Source organism: Arthrobacter sp. P1_B11 (assembly GCF_056406715.1).
On sequence record NZ_JBFTZQ010000005.1, the window covers coordinates 156,552 to 173,308 of the forward strand.

General features: G+C 65.7%; 19 protein-coding genes. 11 read left to right on the forward strand and 8 right to left on the reverse strand.

The window, feature by feature from the left end:
* The first annotated feature begins 34 nt into the window (after positions 1-34).
* A complete protein-coding gene (gene hemW / locus AC1D14_RS06215) occupies positions 35-1,264 on the forward strand; it encodes a radical SAM family heme chaperone HemW (RefSeq protein WP_476875502.1) in 1,230 nt (409 codons plus the stop codon).
* 96 nt (positions 1,265-1,360) lie between these two features.
* Here the strand turns inward: hemW and AC1D14_RS06220 are convergent, their stop codons facing one another.
* Together AC1D14_RS06220 and AC1D14_RS06225 are read right to left on the reverse strand one after the other, a co-directional pair.
* Complete coding sequence (locus AC1D14_RS06220; RefSeq protein ID WP_230119662.1) at positions 1,361-1,780, reverse strand: DUF4870 domain-containing protein; 420 nt, start codon at positions 1,778-1,780, stop codon at positions 1,361-1,363.
* 177 nt (positions 1,781-1,957) lie between these two features.
* Positions 1,958-2,467, reverse strand: a complete 510-nt coding sequence (locus AC1D14_RS06225; RefSeq protein ID WP_230119661.1) for a mycothiol transferase — start codon at positions 2,465-2,467, stop codon at positions 1,958-1,960.
* A gap of 211 nt (positions 2,468-2,678) precedes the next feature.
* Here AC1D14_RS06225 and AC1D14_RS06230 point away from each other — a divergent pair, with 211 nt between their 5' ends.
* Both AC1D14_RS06230 and AC1D14_RS06235 read left to right on the forward strand, forming a co-directional pair.
* Positions 2,679-3,176, forward strand: a complete 498-nt coding sequence (locus tag AC1D14_RS06230) for a DUF2975 domain-containing protein (RefSeq protein ID WP_230119660.1) — start codon at positions 2,679-2,681, stop codon at positions 3,174-3,176.
* Positions 3,176-3,451, forward strand: a complete 276-nt coding sequence (locus AC1D14_RS06235) for a helix-turn-helix domain-containing protein (protein ID WP_230119659.1) — start codon at positions 3,176-3,178, stop codon at positions 3,449-3,451. The genes AC1D14_RS06230 and AC1D14_RS06235 overlap by 1 nt, the downstream gene beginning before the upstream one ends.
* Positions 3,452-3,653: 202 nt before the next feature.
* Here the strand turns inward: AC1D14_RS06235 and AC1D14_RS06240 are convergent, their stop codons facing one another.
* The 4 genes from AC1D14_RS06240 to AC1D14_RS06255 form a co-directional block, all read right to left on the reverse strand.
* Positions 3,654-4,055 (reverse strand): VOC family protein, encoded by a 402-nt coding sequence (locus AC1D14_RS06240; protein WP_230119658.1) that lies wholly within the window; start codon positions 4,053-4,055, stop codon positions 3,654-3,656.
* A gap of 10 nt (positions 4,056-4,065) precedes the next feature.
* Positions 4,066-4,503 (reverse strand): helix-turn-helix transcriptional regulator, encoded by a 438-nt coding sequence (locus AC1D14_RS06245; protein WP_230119657.1) that lies wholly within the window; start codon positions 4,501-4,503, stop codon positions 4,066-4,068.
* A gap of 335 nt (positions 4,504-4,838) precedes the next feature.
* Entirely contained in the window at positions 4,839-5,300 is a 462-nt protein-coding gene (locus AC1D14_RS06250) for a hypothetical protein (protein ID WP_476968197.1), read from the reverse strand.
* A gap of 142 nt (positions 5,301-5,442) precedes the next feature.
* Positions 5,443-6,267: an SDR family NAD(P)-dependent oxidoreductase gene (locus AC1D14_RS06255; RefSeq protein ID WP_230119655.1), complete on the reverse strand. Its 825-nt coding sequence runs from the start codon at positions 6,265-6,267 to the stop codon at positions 5,443-5,445.
* A gap of 137 nt (positions 6,268-6,404) precedes the next feature.
* Here AC1D14_RS06255 and AC1D14_RS06260 point away from each other — a divergent pair, with 137 nt between their 5' ends.
* On the forward strand, positions 6,405-7,349 hold the full coding sequence (locus AC1D14_RS06260) for an alpha/beta fold hydrolase (RefSeq protein WP_230119654.1): 945 nt from the start codon (positions 6,405-6,407) through the stop codon (positions 7,347-7,349).
* A gap of 53 nt (positions 7,350-7,402) precedes the next feature.
* Here the strand turns inward: AC1D14_RS06260 and AC1D14_RS06265 are convergent, their stop codons facing one another.
* Entirely contained in the window at positions 7,403-8,257 is an 855-nt protein-coding gene (locus AC1D14_RS06265) for a DUF3097 domain-containing protein (RefSeq protein WP_230119653.1), read from the reverse strand.
* A 212-nt stretch (positions 8,258-8,469) separates the two neighbouring features.
* Between AC1D14_RS06265 and hrcA the strand changes: the two genes are divergently transcribed.
* The 3 genes from hrcA to AC1D14_RS06280 are packed head-to-tail and all read left to right on the forward strand — an operon-like array spanning position 8,470 to position 11,442.
* Complete coding sequence (gene hrcA, locus AC1D14_RS06270) at positions 8,470-9,483, forward strand: heat-inducible transcriptional repressor HrcA (protein WP_476875495.1); 1,014 nt, start codon at positions 8,470-8,472, stop codon at positions 9,481-9,483.
* Positions 9,484-9,541: 58 nt separating this feature from the next.
* Positions 9,542-10,669 carry a molecular chaperone DnaJ gene (dnaJ, locus tag AC1D14_RS06275; protein WP_230119651.1) on the forward strand — a complete coding sequence of 376 codons (1,128 nt, stop codon included), beginning with the start codon at positions 9,542-9,544 and terminating at the stop codon, positions 10,667-10,669.
* Between the two features lie 2 nt (positions 10,670-10,671).
* Positions 10,672-11,442, forward strand: coding sequence for a 16S rRNA (uracil(1498)-N(3))-methyltransferase (locus AC1D14_RS06280; protein ID WP_230119650.1), 771 nt, complete (start codon positions 10,672-10,674; stop codon positions 11,440-11,442).
* A 54-nt stretch (positions 11,443-11,496) separates the two neighbouring features.
* Here AC1D14_RS06280 and AC1D14_RS06285 read toward each other — a convergent pair whose 3' ends face one another.
* Entirely contained in the window at positions 11,497-12,411 is a 915-nt protein-coding gene (locus AC1D14_RS06285; RefSeq protein WP_230119649.1) for a GerMN domain-containing protein, read from the reverse strand.
* 387 nt (positions 12,412-12,798) lie between these two features.
* On the opposite strand from AC1D14_RS06285, the gene AC1D14_RS06290 reads away from it, so the two are divergent.
* The 4 genes from AC1D14_RS06290 to era are packed head-to-tail and all read left to right on the forward strand — an operon-like array spanning position 12,799 to position 16,640.
* The gene (locus AC1D14_RS06290) at positions 12,799-13,887 is read left to right on the forward strand and encodes a PhoH family protein (protein WP_230119648.1); all 1,089 of its coding nucleotides are present in this window, start codon (positions 12,799-12,801) and stop codon (positions 13,885-13,887) included.
* Entirely contained in the window at positions 13,884-14,357 is a 474-nt protein-coding gene (gene ybeY / locus AC1D14_RS06295) for an rRNA maturation RNase YbeY (RefSeq protein WP_230119647.1), read from the forward strand. Before AC1D14_RS06290 ends, ybeY begins: the two co-directional genes overlap by 4 nt.
* Positions 14,354-15,697, forward strand: a complete 1,344-nt coding sequence (locus AC1D14_RS06300; RefSeq protein WP_230119646.1) for a hemolysin family protein — start codon at positions 14,354-14,356, stop codon at positions 15,695-15,697. Before ybeY ends, AC1D14_RS06300 begins: the two co-directional genes overlap by 4 nt.
* The gene (era, locus tag AC1D14_RS06305) at positions 15,681-16,640 is read left to right on the forward strand and encodes a GTPase Era (protein ID WP_476881360.1); all 960 of its coding nucleotides are present in this window, start codon (positions 15,681-15,683) and stop codon (positions 16,638-16,640) included. Before AC1D14_RS06300 ends, era begins: the two co-directional genes overlap by 17 nt.
* The last annotated feature ends 117 nt before the right edge of the window (positions 16,641-16,757 follow it).

A 16,757-nucleotide genomic window follows, 5' to 3' on the forward strand; every position in this document is an offset into this window, starting at 1 on the left:
ATGACCGTGGCCGGAACCTCCGGAGACTGCTCCAGTGCCTAGCGTTCTACCCCTCGGTGACCCCGCGCCGTCGGACGGCCTGCTCCCGCAGCAGGCTGCCGACGGCGCCGCCCGGCGGGGATTCGGGCTTTACGTCCATATCCCCTTCTGCGCCGTCCGTTGCGGCTACTGCGACTTCAATACCTACACGGCGACCGAGCTCGGCGGCGGGGCATCCCAGGATGCGTACGCGTCGACGGCCATTGCCGAGGTGGAGTTCGCCGCGCGGGCCCTGAAGGAGTCCGGTTTGCCGGAGCGCAAGCTCCGCACTGTCTTTTTTGGCGGGGGCACCCCCACGCTGCTGCCCGCGGAGGATTTGGCCAGAATTCTGGGCGCTGCCGTAAGCCAGTGGGGCATCGAACCCGGCGCCGAGGTGACCACGGAGGCCAATCCGGACTCCGTCACACCGGAATCACTCCAGCTCCTGGCCGACGCCGGCTTCACCCGGGTTTCGTTCGGAATGCAGTCGGCCGTGCCGCACGTCCTGAAGGTCCTCGACCGCACGCACACACCGAGCCGCGTGCCGCTGGTGGTGCAGTGGGCGCGGGACGCGGGACTCGCCGTCAGCCTCGACCTGATTTATGGCACGCCGGGTGAATCGCTGGAGGACTGGCGCTTTTCCGTGGAGACGGCGCTGTCCTACCGGCCCGATCACATCAGCGCCTACGCGCTGATCGTGGAGGACGGGACCAAGCTTGCGGCGCAGATCCGCCGGGGTGAAGTTCCCGGGATCGACGACGACGACCACGCCGCCAAGTATGAGCTCGCCGACCAGATGATCTCCGACGCCGGCCTCCACTGGTACGAGGTCAGCAACTGGTCCGCCACTCCCGGACAGGCGTGCCGGCACAACCTTGCCTACTGGCGCGGGGACGACTGGTGGGGGATCGGACCGGGCGCGCATTCCCACGTGGGCGGCGTGCGTTGGTGGAACGTCAAGCACCCCACCGCCTATGCGAACAGGCTGACCGCCGCAGTGTCGCCTGCTGCGGGACGCGAGACGCTCGACGCCGAAACGCGCGACGTGGAAAAAGTCATGCTGGAGGCCCGTCTCGCCTCGGGACTTGCGGTCAGCTCGCTGTCGGCCTCGGGAAAGCACGCTGTGGCCGGACTCATTGCCGACGGCCTCGTGGCACCCGCCGAAGCGTTCAAGGGCCGGCTGATCCTGACGCTCAAGGGCCGGCTCCTGGCTGATGCCGTCGTGCGCCGTATCCTGCCCGACTAAACCGCTGGAAGCCACACCCCCAGAAGGCGGAACCCGCTGAACAAAGCAGCGGCCCCTGACCCCGGACGGGGTCAGGGGCCGCTGCTGCCTGGGCGGCTACTTGATCCAGCGCAGGTTGTACTGGTAGCGGTGCGGCTGGCCCCGGTTGACGTGGATGCCGGCTGACACCGAGAAACAGGCAAGTGCAATCCAGATCAGCGTTGCGAGCACGGCGAACAGATTGCCCACCACAGGGAGCAGCACCAGGATGTTGGCCAGGAAGGCCGCGATGGTGGGAGGCAGCGTGAAGTTTAGGGCTTCCTTGGATTCCTGGGCGGTGAACGGCCCGCGGTCGCGGAAAATCAGGTAGATGAGCAGCGCCGGCACGCAGCCGAGGATGCCGCCGAAGTGGGCCAGTGTTGCCCACTGCCTGTCCTCGCTTGCGGTGAGCGGAAGCGCGTTGGCAGGAACGCCATGGTACTGGGGCAGGTCCGGGCCCGACTGGGGCTCCCTGCGGTCGCGAGCGTCTTCTGCCACGGTGTCTTCCTTAAACTTGCGTTGGTGCGATATTGCCGGTGGTTCAGGTTTGTGGCCGGCCGGTGGCACCGGACGGCGGCAGCGCAAAGGCGCCTTTCCAAGAATACTGGGTCCGGCGCGGAATGGACGACCGCCCAGCAGGGCCGTCGCCAGGCCAAGCCAAGCGCGACTGTTCCTCTAGCCGTGAGCGGCGTTCAACCCTTTGGCGTAGGCGGCCTGCCCCACGTGCTGGAGGCAATCGGCAATCGTGCTGACCAGCCGCACACCAAGAGTGACGGGCGGGTCCCAGCGCCTGTCAACGATGCGGTCGAGATCCTCGTCGCCGAGACTTCTTAGGAACTCCGCGGTCTGCCGGTGAACGGCCTCGTGGTACTCGAGCAACAGCTCCGGCGTCGCCTGCACCGCATCGACCTGGCCGGTCGAATGGCCGTAGCCGGTGTCACGTTCGGGCAGCGGCAGGCCGAACCGGGCGGCAAACCCCTGCGAGGTCCAGACTTGTTCCAGGCCGGCTGGGGAGGAGACCTGCGCGTCCTCCACCCGGCTGAGGTGCCAGATCAACCACGCGATCGAGTTTCCGGCGCCTCCGGGCCGACGGACCAGGGACTCGTCGTCGACCCCTTCAAGAGTGGCGGCGACGGTGTCACGGATCCGGACGAAGGCGTCCAGCAACAGTTCGTTGGATTTCATCGAGTCCCCTCACTCTGCACTTTCAGTGCCCTCATGCTTGCATGGAAGCGACATCACCGGATAGGGCCCCGCTTCGCGGCTCCGTCACGAAGTTTCGCCAGAAGCAGTCGATTCGACCTGCAGCCGGACCCGGCTCGGGCGGGGGATTCACTTGCTTGACCTACCGTTTATCGAGAGAATCTCACTGTTGTTCGATGTAATAGGAGACATTGTGGGAAAGCTGACCATCCTTACGCTTCGCATGGTGCTAGCGATGGTGCTCGCCGGCCCGCTGTTCGTGCAGGTCGTAATGGTGCCGCTACTGGCCGTCGACCTGGAGGAACTCGGCCCGGAGGCAGCCGGTGTGCGCGTACCGCTCCTCGTCATAGCGGTTCTGGGTATCATGACCATCCAGGTCACACTGCTGTGCGTGTGGCGCTTGCTGACGATGGTGGGTCGGGGAACGGTGTTTTCCCATGCCGCGTTCCGGTACGTGGACGTCGTGTTCGGTGCAGTCGCGGCCGCCTCCCTGCTCATGTTCGGACTTGCCGTCATCCTCGCGCCGGGTGAAGCCGTTCCGCCCGGCGTCGTCCTCCTGATCTGCGGAGCGTCCGTGATGATCGCCGGGATGGCGTTGATCGTCCTCGTGCTTCGGGCGCTGCTCGACCAAGCGGTCACCCGCGAAGCCGAGGCGCATCACCTGCGGACAGAGCTGGACGAGGTGATCTGATGCCGATCGTCGTCGACATCGACGTGATGCTGGCCAAACGTAAGATGTCCGTGGGCACCCTCGCGGACCGCGTCGGAATCACGCCCGCCAACCTGGCGGTGCTCAAGAACGGTCGAGCCAAAGCGGTGCGCTTTACGACGCTCGCCGCACTGTGTGAGACGCTCGGCTGCCAGCCTGGAGACCTGCTGCGCTGGGAACCGGAGGATTCGGCGGACCTGACGTCAGCAGACGACGGCGGTGACCGGCCGCTCGCGCGTGGCAGCTCGGAATCGTGAGCTGCGCAGATTATTCATTGCCGGAGGTCCTCAAGAGCGGCATCATCATCCTGTCTTACAAGGTGCAGCACGACGGTAGGTGGTCATGGCGACGGAACGCCACCCTGGGCACCCGGCGAATTCAAGCCCACGGTGACGTCCCGTCGTCGTACTACTTCAGCGGCATTCAGAGCGGTGAGAGGGCGGGGCGCGCCCGCCCGATTCAGGCCTGGTTGAAGCGAATCATATTGCCGGAAGGGTCGCGGAAGGCACAGTCGCGCGGGCCCCATGGCTGGACGATGGGTTCCTGGAGGACCTCCGCGCCGGCGGCCCGGACCGCCTCGAACGTGGCGTCGAGATCGTCCGTGCGGAAGACGATGTTGGGCAGGACGCCCTTGGTGAGCAGCTGCTGGTACGCGTCGCCGTCGTCCCGGGAGCGGCCGGCGTGCGGGACGGACAGCACGAGCTCCAGATCGGGCTGGGCAGCGCTGCCGAGAGTGACCCAGCGGTGTCCGTCGGAGCCGACGTCGTTGCGCACGTCCAGGCCTAGAACGTCACGGTAGAACGCGAGCGATTCGTCGAGGTCGTTGACTGTGATGTGTGAGTACTGAAGTGAAATGTTCATATCTCACACGCTATTGCAGGGGTCGCGGGGACGCTTCTTCAATCCTGCTCGGCTTGCGATCGGGCCGTGTGTGCTGCCTGGCGATGCACGACGGCATAGCCTTCACTGCATGGTGTTCGCGGGCCCGGTATGCGCTGGGTGTCATGCCCACGATCTCGGTGAAGCGTGAGCTGAAGGAACCCAGCGAGGTGCAACCGACCTCCATGCAGGCATCGGTCACGCTCATCCCGGCGCGCAGCAGGGCCATGGCCCGCTCAATCCGCCGCGTCATGAGGTAGTTGTACGGGGTCTCGCTGTAGGCGGCCTTGAACTGGCGGGAGAAGTGCGCCGGCGACATGAGGGCGCCGGCGGCCATGGTGGGCACGTCAAGGGGCCGGGCGTACTCGCGATCGATCAGGTCGCGGGCCCGGCGCAGATGGGCCAGGTTAGCGAGTTCCTGCGGCGTCATGCCGCCAGTCTAGCTAATTGGTGGAGTAGGGTGTAGGCGACTTGGGGCACTCACGCCGCCGGCCCGTCTCGCTCCGGACGAACCTGCCCGGAAACCATCCTGACGCCGGCGGCCTGAGCCCGAAGGGCTTCAACATTGCTTCCGCCCTCTTAACAGTCAACGCCTCATGCGTCTGCAGGGCACGCGTAATCTCTACCTGACTTTCTGCCCCTGCGGCTACGCATTTGCGCAGGCGGGCAGAACCGGCCGGCCTCCATTCCCAGAGGGGTCGCTAAGATTGGCGGCACAGAAGTCCCGAAAGTTGATCAGCCCGACGATTGGCGACGATGGCTCAGTCAGCCAATGCGGCTTCTGAGTTGAATTGTCCGGGCCTGGTGGATAGCTGCCAGGGAAACGGCGCTGGCCGTGAGCCTGAGGGCGTGGACCCTGTACCACCGCCTCAACAACGGTTTGCGGCGCAGCTGGCTGAGCGGTTGTGGACTGAAGAACAGGTCGGGGTTGATGAACCGAAGCAGATACGCGGTAGCGGCCGCACCGGCCGTGGAGCTGGCGGCAGCCACTACCAGCCAGACCCTGCTGTTGGAATGATTCCACCCTGCAACGAGGGCAGCAATGGCCACAGGGGCGTTGATCGGGGCGATCGGCACGTAGTAGCGGCCGGGGCTTCCCGATCCAAAGGGCGACCGAGGGAGTTCACGGCTTGCTTCCGAGGCCGCGACCCGGTGCGGGACTTTAACGAGGGCCTCATAGAGATTGCCGAAGAACCAGTGCGCGTGGCTGAACTCCGCGACACCCAAGAGCCGATCAGCGAGTAAATCTCGACGGCCTGAAGCACGAGGTCCCATGCACACAATGTACCGCCGCGGCTCAGCGCCGGGCCATGTAGTTCATGCGGGCGGTCGCCGGGACTGCGGCGTTTGGAGCGTCGGGGCGTGGAAACTATTGAACGTCATGGAGGTCCGCAAGTGTCAGCGCAGGCGGTGAATTTCCGTCGATGTCCAATACGCCGAAATCCTTCGCAACCGCGGCGGCGACAAGCACCTGGCCGGTCCGCGCGATCAGCTTCGGGTCGTGGAACAGCGCATTGATCACGCGGCCGATGAACTCAGGACTTTCGCTGGTCGAGAGATCGAACGCACCACTTTCCGCCGCTGCCAGGACCGACTCGGTTCGAACCAAGCCGGGATAGAGCGAGATTACCGGAATAGCGAACGGTTTCAGCTCGACGGCCATGTCGGACGTCATCTTGTCCGTCGCTGCTTTTGCGATGCCGTAGATCGTGTTGCCGAGGTGACGCTGCGCAGACCAGAAGCTGATGTTGATGATCAAGCCGCGGTGCCGCGGCGTCATTAGGCGCGCCGCGTGCGACGAACATACAAATGCCGCGCGCACACCGGCGTCCATCATGCCGGTCCAGCGATGCGGCGGTTGATCCCAGAACGGCGCAGCCCACGTGAAGGCGCCCCCTTCGACCATGTTCTCGTAGCCGCCCCAGGCGCAGTTGACGAGGAGATCGAGGCATCCGCACTCGGACCGGATCGCTTCAAACACACGTGCAGTCTCGTCGTCGTTGAGATGATCGCATTGCAGGCGGCGTATCTCCAGCGGCAGGTCCGCCTGGTCGATCGAGCGGCCAGTGCCGTAAACGCGGAACCCTGCTGCCAGAAGGCCACGTGCGATGCCCCGGCCGACTCCCCGGCTTGCACCGGTCACGAGAGCAACGTTTCCCGCCGGCGCTTCGTTGCGTTCGTGATCGTTGGTCATGCTAACCGGCCCCGCTTACCTTCCGTTCCGCGACCCATGATACGCCGGAGCTGGCGCCTTGGGCCGGCATCGTTCAGGGTTCGCTGCGATGGCCTGCCGACCGTGACAAGCGCCAATGTTCCCATATCGTTGAGCGGGTGATCGATGAGGGCGCGGAGACAACTAACGGCTGGGTGGACGTACCCCACGCGAAGATCTACTGGGAAGGCACAGGGGATCCCAAAGGTGTGCCGGTCCTGTACCTGCACGGAGGCCCAGGCGGCTCCCTTGGCAAAGGGGGCTACCGGAAGCGACACGACCCGGCCCGGTTTTGGACCATAGGTTTGGACCAGCGCGGGTGCGGAAAAAGCCTTCCGACAGTCCAGGACGACCTCGGCCGCCTGTCCCAGAACACCACGCAGGCCCTGCTCGACGACATCGAAGCGGTGCGCGGGCACCTCGGAATCCAGAAGTGGATTGTCACCGGCGTCTCGTGGGGCAGCACGCTCGCTCTCGCCTACGCGCTCAGGCATCCTGATCGGGTACTTGGCATCGGATTGGTGGCGGTCACAGCGACAAGCCGCGACGAGGTGGGGTGGATCACCGACGGCGTCGGACGTATCTTCCCCGAAGCCTGGGAGGACTTCGCACATGCCGCCAAGGCAAACCCGGGCGAACGTGTAGTGGATGCCTACGCCCGCCGGCTGGCCGGTGTGGACCGCGACGATGCCCGGTCCGCCGCCTTGGCCTGGGAGCGCTGGGAGTCCACGCACATTTCCCTGGACCCGTACTGGCAGCCTGGCCCCATGTTCGACGACGAGCGCGAGCGCATGACGTTCGCGCTGCTGGTCACCCACTATTGGTCCAACGACGGATTCCTGGCTGAAGGGCAGGAAATCATGCGGCGGGTTCATGAGCTCGACGGAATTCCCGGCTACCTCATTCATGGTCGCCGGGACATCAGCGGCCCTGTCATCACCGCCTGGAAGCTTCACCAGCGCTGGAAAGGCAGCCATCTCGTCATCGTCGAGGGCGAGGGGCATGGTGGTCCTGAATCCATGAAGGCTCTAGCCCAGGCTGTCGAAGAGATCGCGGCCGGGTAATAAACGGTCTTTGGATGGGGCCGGGCGTCGAAATCGGCGGTCCCGGCAGGTCCCTAGGGCACCGTAAGGAAGTCGATGACCTCTTCCACCCGGCCCAGCAGGGCCGGTTCCAGATCGGCGTAGGTCCGGACCGCACCGAGGAGCTTTTGCCAGCCCAGGCCGATGTCTTCCTTCGTGGAGTGCGGCCAGCCGAAGGCCGTGAGGATCCCGGTCTTCCAGTCGGTGCCCCTGGGGACCACCGGCCACTGCGCGATGCCCAGGACGGACGGCCTGATGGCCTGCCAGACATCCACGTACGGGTGGCCCACAATGAGCACGTTCCCGGCCGCACCGGGCGAGGCCATGACGGCTTCTGCGATCCTGGACTCCTTGGAATCCGAGACGAGGTGGTCCACAAGGACCCCCAGCCTCCGCCCGGGACCTGGGCGGAACGCGGCAACCGCGCCGGCCAGGTCGTCGATGCCGTGCAGGGGCTCGACGACGATTCCCTCCACCCGGAGGTCGTCGCCCCAGACTTTTTCCACCAGTTCGGCGTCGTGCTTGCCTTCCACCCAGATGCGGCTGGCCTTGGCAACCTGGGCACGCTGGCCCTCCACCCGGACCGAACCCGAAGCCGTGCGGGCGGCCGTGGCGGAACCTGCGCGTTTGGCCGCCGGTGCCGGCGGCATTAGCCGGATGGGCCTGCCCTCCAGCAGGAACCCGAACCCGAGCCTGAAGGACCGTGACTTGCCGCGGCGGTCCTCGAGCGCCACGACGTGCATGCCGCCGGACTTCTCCACTCGCGTCACCGCCCCGACCCAGCCGGACTGGACGTCTTCCAGCACCATTCCGCGCTCGACCGGGACCTCCGGCAAATCGTTCTTGGCGGGCGCTGCAATGTCCTGCGGGCCCCAGGTCTGGTAATGCATAGTTCACACCGCTTTGCACTAGGAAGTTGCCGCCACGGGCCTGGAACCGGCCTCCGGCGGAATCTGCCCGGAATTTCGCCCGGAGCGGTACCAATGCTAACAACGGGCGGTCTCATATTAGACTTGTTAGCACTTAGGCATGTCGAGTGCTAACGATGGGTTTGTCGGGCGCCCCCTGCCCCTGCCCAGTAACGGTCGATCGGAGGTGGACTGTGAGCGAGCCACGCAAGCTCGAGGTGCTGCGCGCCATTGTCGAGGACTATGTCCATTCCCGGGAGCCCGTGGGATCGAAAGCCCTCGTCGAGCGCCACCATCTTGGGGTCTCAAGCGCCACCATCCGCAATGACATGGCGGCGCTCGAAGACGAGGGGCTCATCACCGCTCCGCACACCAGCGCCGGCAGGATTCCCACCGACAAGGGCTACCGGCTCTTCGTGGACCAGATTTCGGCCGTCAAACCTCTGTCTCAGGCCGAGCGCCGGGCCATCCAGTCACTGCTGGAGGGGGCCGACGACCTCGACGACGTCCTGGACCGGACGGTAAGGCTCCTCGCGCAACTGACCAACCAGGTCGCCGTCGTGCAGTACCCGCACCTGAGCCGCGCCGTGGTGCGGCACATTGAATTTGTGCAGCTCGCCCCCCGGAAGGTCCTCATCGTGCTGATCGCCGACTCCGGGAAGGTCGAGCAGCGGGTCATCGACGTCGGCCAGGAACTCGGCGACGACACGCTGACCGCGCTGCGGACCCGGTTCCTCACGGGCGTCGCAGGCACAGCACTGACCATGCTGCCGCACCACCTCGCCGCTGTCGTGGCGGGCTGCGCTCCGGCGGAGCGTCCGGCCGCCGTCGCCCTGAGCAAGGCCCTGGAAGGGCTCGCGCACAGCAGCAGGGAAGACCGGATGGTCATGGCCGGCACCGCGAACCTGGCCAGGTCCAACGTGGACTTCCCGCTCAGCATCGGACCCGTTCTCGAGGCCCTCGAGGAGCAGGTGGTCATGCTGCGCCTCCTCAGCGACATGGCGCAGGACCCCCGCGGAGTGGCCGTGAGCATCGGCAGGGAGAACCCTTACGACGGACTCGCGGAGGCGTCGGTGGTTGCCACCGGCTACGGACCGGACGCCACCGCGAAGATCGGCATCCTTGGGCCCACCCGGATGGACTATCCCACCACCATGGCCGCCGTCCGTGCGGTGGCCCGCTACCTTTCGAGGATTCTCGGACCGTGACCCCACGGCCCAGTGAACCCCGCACCCCAGGCAACACAACCAGGAAGAGATACGAACTTTGAGCAGCCACTACGACGTTCTTGGAGTCTCCCCGGAAGCCACCGGAGAAGAGATCAAAAAGGCCTACCGCAAGCTGGCCCGCACCCTGCACCCGGACGTCAACCCGGGGGAGGACGCCTCGGAACGGTTCAAGGCCGTCACCCACGCCTACGAAGTGCTGTCCGACCCGCAGAAGCGCAGGGTCTATGACACCACGGGCAACGAGAATGGCACGGACAACGGCTTCGGCGGCGGCAATTACGCCGGCCAGGGCTTCGCGTTCCAGGATATATTCGACACCTTCTTCGGAGCCGGCGGAACCTCGGGCCCGGCTTCCCGGGTGCGCAGGGGACAGGACGCCCTCATCAGCGTTCGGATCGACCTGCGTGACGCAGTCTTCGGCGCCAACAAGAAGCTGGAAGTCGACACTGCCGTCACCTGCCCCACCTGCGAGGGTTCCTGCTGCCGCGAAGGCACACACCCTGAACGCTGCGACATCTGCGGCGGCAGCGGCCAGGTCCAGCGCGCAGTGCGCTCCATCCTCGGCCAGGTCATGACGACGGCCCCCTGTGGTTCCTGCGAAGGCTTTGGCACCGTCATCAAGGACCCTTGCAACGAGTGCAACGGCCAGGGCCGCATCCGCAGCCGCCGGTCGCTGACCATCAAGGTTCCTGCGGGCGTCGCCACCGGCACGCGCATCCAGCTTTCCGGGCAGGGCGAAGCCGGCCCGGCCGGCGGTCCTTCCGGCGACCTCTACGTGGAAATCCGGGTCAACAACGACCCCACCTACGTCCGCGACGGCGACGACCTCCACGCCACGTTCAACATCCCCATGACGGCTGCGGCCCTGGGCACAGAGATGAGCCTGGACACCTTCGACGGAAAGCAGGAAATCGACGTCAAGGCGGGTACCCAGTCCGGCGAGATCATCACCCTCCGCGGCCTCGGGGTCACGCACCTCCGGGGCTACGGCCGCGGCGACCTCAAGGTGCACCTGCAGGTCGAGACGCCATCCAAGCTCGATCCGGCCCAGGAAGACCTGATGCGTCAGCTGGCCAAGCTCCGCGGCGAGCAGTTCTCCGAGGGCAAGCTCGCCGCCAGCGGCGGCGTCTTCGCGAAGCTGCGGGACCGCCTCGGTAACCTGTAGCGGTGAGCAACCCCGTATTTTTCACCGCCGCCGGAACGCTCGACGGCGCCCATCCCGGCTCGCTGTTCGTGCTGGACGGAGCGGAAGCGCGGCACGCCGTGACAGTCAAACGGCTGGCCGTGGGGGAGGCGGTCGACATCGCCGACGGTGCCGGCCGGCGCCTCACCGGGACAGTGGAGCGAGTAGCGCCGGGAGAACTGACCGTGGAGTGTTCTTCCGTCACGATTGAAGACCGGCCCGGCGTTCGCCTGGTGCTGGTCCAGGCCCTTGCCAAGGGCGACCGTGACGAACTGGCGATCGAGACGTCCACGGAGCTTGGCATCGACGCAGTCGTCCCGTGGCAGTCGGAACGTTCGATCGTGAGGTGGAAGGCCGAGCGGGCGGCCAAGGCCCACGCCAAGTGGCAGTCCGCCGTGTCCGCCGCCGCCAAGCAGGCACGGCGGGCCTGGATCCCGGAGGTGCGTGCCGCCGTCGACACCCAGGGACTGGCCGCGCATGTGGCCGAAGCCGCCCTTGCTGTGATCCTCCACGAAGATGCGGTGAAGCCACTGCGCGGGGTGCTGGAGGCCTGGCGTGCGGCCGGCCTGCCGGCGGATGGCCCTCAGGAGATACTCCTGATCGTAGGGCCCGAAGGGGGCATCAGCCCGCGCGAAGTCACCAAACTGTGCAGCGCCGGCGCCGTGACCGCTCTCCTGGGACCGCACGTGCTGCGGTCATCCACGGCCGGGCCGGCCGGCGTCGTCATCGCAAGTGATGTTTTGGGCCGCTGGTAGCGGCGGTCAGGTAGTACACGCGATCCGGCAGCAGGCGCTGTCCGGCAGCAGCTGTCAGCGGACCGCGAAGCCCCGGGTGTCCACGTTGAGTTCGTCGTCTGCCTGCCTGCGATCGATCTGCGAGACGCGGATCTCGTAGTTTCCCGGGGCCAGGTTGACCGTCAGGCCGAAGACTCCTGAAGCATCCGCCGCCGCGGCCGCGGTGGCCTCGCCGTTAAGGTACTTCTCCTTGTCGCCGTTCTCCTGCACCTTCAGGATCTGCCAGCGTAGCTTGCCACCGGGAACCGTGCTGCGGCCGTTGATCTTGACGCGGCCGTCGGCGACGTCCACCCCCTCCTGGGGGTCAATGATCCACACCGGGGCCACCATCCCGGCACTGCGTGCCATGGGGGCGCCAAGCTTGACGTGCTTGAACGCCAGGTAATCGGTGTGGCCATCCACAAGGATCACCACTTCAATCTGCTGGCCGGCGTCGATCAGGCCGGAGCTCGCCCCGGCAGCCGTCGCGGTGTACACGAGTTGCTGGATGGCCCGCTGCGCCATGTCGGCGTCGAGATTGCTGTTGAACGCGTCGGCGGAAACGTCCACGGTGATCACGTTCGTGCCGGAGATGGACGTGGCCAGGCTCTTGGGGTTTTGCCAGGGCGTAAAGAAGTCCGGATCAAGCGGAGTTTCGGACATCATGGCCCGGAGTGCCCGCGTGATGGGGTTTTCCTCGTCCGGCACATCCCGGAACTCCCGGTACAGGAAGGTGTTGGTGTTGCTCCGCCCAATCCAGTAGACCGGCGCCTTGTTGGAGGACTGCATCGTTTCCAACGGGGCGCTGGTGGTGGGAACGCCGTCCGTGCCCGCCGCCTTCAGCGACTGGGAGGGAACGTTCGATGATGTGACCGCGGGATCAGGGTCGGCGACGCACCCCGACAGGAGCAAAGCGGCAGGAAGCAGCCCAAGCGCCAGCGCGGAACGCATCCGCGCTGCTGCTTTCGGGCCGGTGGTTCCTGGCTCCCTGATGTCCCTGATCCCTTCGAATGGCCGGTAGGTTGCCCGACGAGTGCGGCCGGCAACGGGTGTCGCCGGCGGCTGCGGGCAGGCGGAACCAATGCCCGCCGTCTGTCATTCCAGCATTGCACAAGGCCCCCGGGCGCAGGGCGCCTTTGCCCGCCGGGGCCGGAACTGCAACGGGAACGATATGAGGCCGATGCAAAGTTGATACCTAAATGCGGGAACCCCCTTACCGAAAAGGCTGCCGCTGTCGCTGCACCGGACGGTGAGGGCACCCGCACGCTGGCGTAAGATGGAAGGACTCAGAAGGGTTATTTCGAACTGGAGGGAACCAGAGGCCTGCGGGCCAGCACCATGACTGAATCAGCAAACGGAAAGCGCCGCCTCAACACCGGGGACCGCACCACAGGTGACTTCCCGCATACCCTGCCCGGTGTCCGGACGGAGGTGGTCATCTTCGACAACTCTGATCAGATGGTTCAGTCCCTCGGCAGCCACGACGAGGCCCTCCGCTTCATCGAAGAGCAGTACCCGGCCGTGAGTTTCCACGTCCGGGGCAACGAGCTCTCCATCAGCGGGCCTGCCGCCGACGTTCCGCGCATCATGCGGCTGCTTCACGAAGTGCGCGGTCTTGTGGCCCGCAGCACGGTGATCACTCCTGCCGTGCTCCAGCAGCTCGTCCTCCTGCTGCGCAGCCAGTCGCTGCAGAACCCGGTGGACGTCTTGACCCACGACATTCTGTCCAGCCGCGGCAAAACCATCCGGCCCAAGACGCTGAACCAGAAGAACTACGTGGACGCCATCGACACCAACACGGTGATCTTCGGCATCGGCCCGGCCGGTACGGGAAAGACTTACCTGGCGATGGCCAAGGCCGTGCAGGCGCTGCAGCAAAAGGAAGTCAGCCGGATCATCCTCACGCGCCCGGCAGTGGAAGCCGGCGAGCGGCTAGGGTTCCTGCCAGGCACGCTCAGCGACAAGATCGATCCCTACCTCAGGCCGCTGTACGACGCCCTGCACGACATGATTGATCCCGAATCCATCCCGCGGCTCATGGCGGCGGGAACCATCGAGGTTGCCCCCCTTGCCTATATGAGGGGCCGTACGCTCAACGACGCCTTCATCATCCTGGATGAGGCCCAGAACACGACTCCCGAACAAATGAAGATGTTCCTCACCCGGCTTGGCTTCGGGTCGAAGATGGTGGTCACGGGTGACGTCACCCAGGTGGACCTGCCGTTCGGAACGCGCTCCGGACTGCGGATTGTCGAAGAGATCCTGCAGGGCATAGACGATGTCAACTTTACCGTTCTGGACGCGGCGGACGTGGTGCGCCACCGGCTGGTCGGCGACATCGTCAACGCCTACAGCATCTGGGATGAAGTGCAGCGAAACCGGGTCAAGCATTCCGTTCCCCGGGAGCGGCGGGGAGAACACGCATGAGCATCGAAGTAAACAACGAATCCGGCGTCCAGGTGGACGAGGCCCAGCTCGTGGCGCTGTCCCGGTTCATCTTCGAGCAGCTGTACATCCATCCCCAGGCCGAGCTCTCCATACTGCTCGTGGATGAGCCCGCCATGGAGAAACTCCACATCGAGCTCATGGACGAGCCCGGCTCCACGGACGTGCTCTCCGTCCCGATGGACGAACTGACGCCTGGCACGCCGGACAAGCCCACGCCCCAGGGGATGCTGGGCGACATCGCCATCTGTCCCCAGGTTGCAGAGGTCCAGGCACGCAACGCCGGCCACTCCACCCAGGACGAGATGCTGCTGCTCGCCACGCACGGGATCCTGCACCTGCTTGGCTATGACCACGCGGAACCGGAAGAAAAAGAAGAGATGTTCGGCTTGCAGCGTGAGCTGCTCGCGACGTTCACCGGCAAAGAAGCTCCGTCCGAGACCATCAAGTGATATCCCTGCTCCTTGTCTGCATGGCGCTGGTGTTCCTCGCTGCCGCAGCACTGCTGACGGCCGCCGAGGCGGCGTTCAGTTTCCTTCCGCGCCATGATGGCGAACAAGCACTTCTGAAGAGCCGCGGCACCGCGCTCCGCCGGATCCTGGACCAGCCCATGACGCACATGCGCGCACTCCGGTTCTGGCGCATCTGGTTCGAAACGGCCTCTGCTGTTGCGGTTGCGGTGCTGCTTTACAGCCTGCTGGACAACGTCTGGCTCGCCGGACTGGCCGCGACAGGCATCATGGCAGTTCTCGGCTTCGTGATCGTCGGCGTCTCTCCGCGGCAGCTGGGACGCACGCACTCGGCCGGAGTGGTGCTGTATTCAGCGCCGCTGATCAGGTTCCTCGCTTGGGTGCTCGGGCCCATTCCTGCCTGGCTCGTCAGGCTAGGCAGTGCTGTGGCCCCCGGCGCGCCCGGGGGAGACGAGGCGTTCTTCAGCGAAGAAGAGTTCCGTGAGCTCGTGGACCGGGCCACCGAGTCGGACATGATCGAGGACAACGAAGCCGAACTCATCCAGTCCGTCTTCGATTTCGGGGACACCCTGGTCCGCGCCGTCATGGTGCCGCGCACCGACATCCTGAGCATCGACGCCGGCTCCACCCTGCACCGGGCGATGTCGCTGTTCCTCCGTTCCGGATACTCTCGGATTCCCGTCATCGGAGAAAATACCGACCAGATCCTGGGCATCATCTATCTGAAGGACGTGGCAGCCGCCATCCACGCCCTGGCCCCGGAAGAGGAACCGCCACTGGTGGACGCGCTGGCCCGTGAGGTCCGGTACGTCCCCGACTCCAAGCCCGTGAGCGACCTCCTGCGGGAGCTGCAGAAGGAGTCCACGCACGTTGCCATCGTCATCGACGAGTACGGCGGAACGGCCGGCCTTGTCACGCTCGAAGACCTGATTGAAGAGCTTGTCGGCGAGATCGTGGACGAATACGACACCGAAAGCGCCGAAGTCGTGGACCTCGGCGACGGCACGTACCGGGTCAGCGCCCGGATGAGCATCGACGATCTCGGCGAGCTCTTCGACCTCGAACTCGACGACGACGAAGTGGACACCGTGGGCGGCCTGCTGGCCAAGGCCCTGGGCCGCGTCCCGATCGTCGGCAGCACCGTGGAAGTCGACGGCGTCTCGCTCCGGGCGGAGCGGCTGGAAGGCCGCCGAAACCGCGTCAGCCACATCATTGCGGCCGCCGTTCCAAAAGGCGCCGTTCCGAACGATACTGACCTTGAAGACCTTCTCGACAAGGCAGAACCATTGCAACAGGGAGTTCCACGTGAGCAAGCAGAATAAGGCCGACGGCGGCGCACCCTCCGGCGGTTTCCACGCCGGGTTCTCGGTTCTGGTGGGCCGGCCGAACGCCGGAAAATCAACGCTGACCAACGCGCTGGTAGGCAAAAAAGTCGCCATCACCTCCGCCAAGCCGCAGACCACCCGCCACACGATCAGGGGCATCGTCCACCGCGATGACGCCCAGCTGATACTGGTGGACACGCCGGGCCTGCACCGTCCGCGCACCTTGCTTGGCAAGCGCCTCAACGAACTCGTCGCCGACACCCTCGCCGAGGTCGATGCGATCGGTTTCTGCCTGCCGGCCAACGAGAAGATCGGCCCGGGCGACAAGTTCATCGCCGCCCAGCTCGCCGCCGTCGGCAACAAGCCCATCATCGCGATCGTGACCAAGGCCGACACCGTGGACCGCCAGGCCCTGACCGAGCAGTTGCTGGCCGTCGCCGCCCTGGGCCGTGAGGTCCTCGGCGAGGACGGCTGGAAGGACATCGTCCCGGTCTCGGCCACCGACGGCTTCCAGGTCGAAACCGTGGCCGACGTCCTGATCAGCCATATGCCGTCGTCGCCGCCGCTCTATCCGGACGGCCACCTGACGGACGAACCGGAGACCGTGATGATCGCCGAACTCATCCGGGAAGCGGCGCTCGAAGGCGTCCGCGACGAATTGCCGCATTCCCTGGCAGTGGTCGTTGACGAGATCGTTCCGCGTGAAGGACGCCCCGAAGACCGGCCGTTCCTCGATGTCCGCGTCAATCTGTACGTGGAGAGGCCGTCCCAGAAGGCCATCATCATCGGCAAGGGCGGCGCCCGGCTCCGGGAGGTCGGGACCAACGCCCGCAAAGGGATTGAGGCGCTGCTCGGCGCCCGGATTTACCTTGATCTGCACGTCAAGGTGGCCAAGGACTGGCAGCGCGATCCGAAGCAGCTGGTCAAGCTCGGATTCTAGCCCCCCTGCCCCCGCCGGGCCCCGCCCGGTCCCTGCCAGGCGCTCCGGCGCCGGTCCCACGGCACGCTTCCGGCGTTTTCCCAGCCTTGGCGACTAAAATAGGCCGGATCCCGTTTT